This window comes from Hadarchaeum sp. (SeqCode), from assembly GCF_049969415.1.
Classification (GTDB): Archaea; Hadarchaeota; Hadarchaeia; order Hadarchaeales; family Hadarchaeaceae; genus Hadarchaeum.
In genome coordinates, this window is record NZ_JBMFOX010000093.1 from 1 (window position 1) to 2,191 (window position 2,191).

Sequence of the window (2,191 nt, forward strand, 5' to 3'; positions counted from 1 at the left end):
GTGCTTGTGCCAGATGATGGGGTTCAGGTTGTCAAAGCCGATCCTCCTGCACCGCACCTGGATGTCGGCGTGAAGGGGGAAGACCAGGTGCCGCCCGAAGCGCCTTCGCGCCACGGCCACGTCCCCCACCACCACCACGAGCCGGCCCCCGGGCACGAGGAGGCGGAAGACCTCCCGCCACACCCGGTCCAGCTCGTCCAGGAAGGCCTCGTAGTCCTCGATGTGGCCGAGCTGGCCCGGGGCGTCCTCGTAGCGCTTGAGCGTCCAGTAAGGGGGGGAGGTGAGGACCAGGTGGACCGAGGCCTCGGGAAGCTCGGCGAGCACCGCACGGGCGTCCCCGATGTAGAGGGTAGAGGAAGTTGCCGATGGAGGACCTGCGCCTTGGGGTGGAAAGAACAATGGAGAAAGCATTTTCGTGGGAGATTATATTGGTGAAAGGTTTCTTGAGGGAAAAGGGCGAGGGGCTTCCCGAGTAGGTCTTTCGCCTGCAGGAAAAATAAAAACCCCGGGACGAAAGCCCAGTGGACCCCAAGGGCACCTCGCAAACCTGCGCTTCGTGCGGGGCTAGCGTCCCCAAGCCCCTCTCGGAGAGGCTTCACGTCTGTCCCTCTTGTGGACATAGGGCCCACCGGGACGTGAACGCCGTCCAGGTGGTCCTCCACAGGGCCCGGAGCGGGCTCTGTGGGGGCGCTGGCGGCGCTCCCGCCAGCGCTGTGCCCGCAAGAAGCTGGCGGCTTTGGCCGTCAGTAGCTCACCACGAGTTTAACCACGTCATTTTTTGCTCCGCGCTTCCCCGTACTTTTGCTATAACGGACTGCAGTAGCGTGAAGCTTTAGCATGAAACTTGTGACTGGCAAGGGTTTCCTGTTCCGGAAACGTTACCCCTCTTGCTCTTCGGCTACCCTTTAGGTGAGGGGGACTTAGCGATCCCCCTAGGAGGGGAGCATGGAGAACAAGAAGGTTGAGTACACCCGGGGCGATTTGCTCTACATGGCCGGGGCTACCATAGCGGCTATCGGGGAAACCTTGGGGCACAAGTGGACCCAGCTCACCAGGGAGGAGTGGGAGCAGAACTTCATGGCCCCTGAAGCCATCGTGGCCAGGCTCGAGTGGCTCAAGGAGGCCCAGGGGTTCGCCAAGGACTCCTGGAGGGGGTTCGATAAGTTCTTCGAAGAAACCAGGAACTCCCTCCCCGAATTCAGGGAATTTAGCCCCTTTTACCTCTCCTTGAAACACAAAAGTCCCCAGGAAATCTACGATCTAGTCAACGTCATCGCCCACAGGTCCCCAGATGTCATGTACGTGGACCTAGTGATGGGAGTCGATCCCCTGATTCAGCGGGTGACCCAGGCCTGGGAAGAAACGATGCAAGAGAGGTGGGGCTTGAAGAAGCTGGACCCTCCTCCGCCCCTTTCCGAGGAAGCGGCCGAGGCCATAAAGAACGGCGCATTGCCTTTTCTCGTGAAGCACACCTACTACCCAGAAGAAATTCTGGGCATCAATAGCCCTGACGTTAAGGTCAAATACAGGGAGTTTACTCCCCCTCATCCCCCTTCCTTGGCCTACCCAGACAACACGGAAAGAAACATCGAGTACATCTACTACGAACACATCACTGGAACGGGGCGAGGGCATTTCATGGTGAGCTACGGCTACGGGCAACTGGACTTCCACTTCAGGGTAGAGCGGGGTGGGGAGTACCAGGGACTTACCGCCATGGAAGCCCACCTGCGCCTAACGGACGAGGGGAAATCTCACCTCGTCCACCAGATCACCCCTCTCGCCGAAGAGCGCCACTACGAGTACGCCGTGGACCTTCTCGCGGAGATCGGCCGAAACCTGGAAAAGCACACCCGGGACCACACCGTGGCCTACTACGAGGTGATGCCCATGGTGGAGAAGGTCCAGAGCTTGGTCGAAGCGGTGAAGGAGGAGTACCAGGCCAAGTTTGGGTTGTCCCTCGAAGCTCGCAAGCTTGGTGAGGGGGAGTACGAAGCCGGGGTTTAGAAAAACGGGGGAGCGCGAGGGGGCAGTAATCCCCCCCGATTCCTCGGGGGGATACACGGACCCCCTCGCTCTCTTGCGGGACAGCGAGGGCTACGCTACCATGAAGGTAGTGAAAAGGAAAGACTGGAAGTCCACGGGAACAGCGGTCTATAGCATACGCTACCACTTTGTGTGGTCTACCAAG

3 protein-coding genes and 1 pseudogene are annotated in these 2,191 nt (G+C 59.7%); 3 read left to right on the forward strand and 1 reads right to left on the reverse strand.

Going from position 1 to position 2,191, the window contains the following annotated elements; translation table 11 throughout:
• Nucleotides 1-399, reverse strand: a 399-nt coding sequence (locus tag ACP5PX_RS07940; RefSeq protein WP_428085414.1) for a DNA methyltransferase, incomplete at its 3' end; no start/stop codon positions are given.
• A gap of 122 nt (nucleotides 400-521) precedes the next feature.
• Between ACP5PX_RS07940 and ACP5PX_RS07945 the strand changes: the two genes are divergently transcribed.
• The 3 genes and pseudogenes from ACP5PX_RS07945 to ACP5PX_RS07955 all read left to right on the forward strand — a co-directional run.
• Nucleotides 522-836: a zinc ribbon domain-containing protein gene (locus ACP5PX_RS07945; protein WP_428085415.1), complete on the forward strand. Its 315-nt coding sequence runs from the start codon at nucleotides 522-524 to the stop codon at nucleotides 834-836.
• A gap of 109 nt (nucleotides 837-945) precedes the next feature.
• On the forward strand, nucleotides 946-2,007 hold the full coding sequence (locus ACP5PX_RS07950; RefSeq protein ID WP_428085416.1) for a hypothetical protein: 1,062 nt from the start codon (nucleotides 946-948) through the stop codon (nucleotides 2,005-2,007).
• 109 nt (nucleotides 2,008-2,116) lie between these two features.
• A pseudogene (locus tag ACP5PX_RS07955) lies at nucleotides 2,117-2,191 on the forward strand (IS200/IS605 family transposase); the annotation flags it as partial.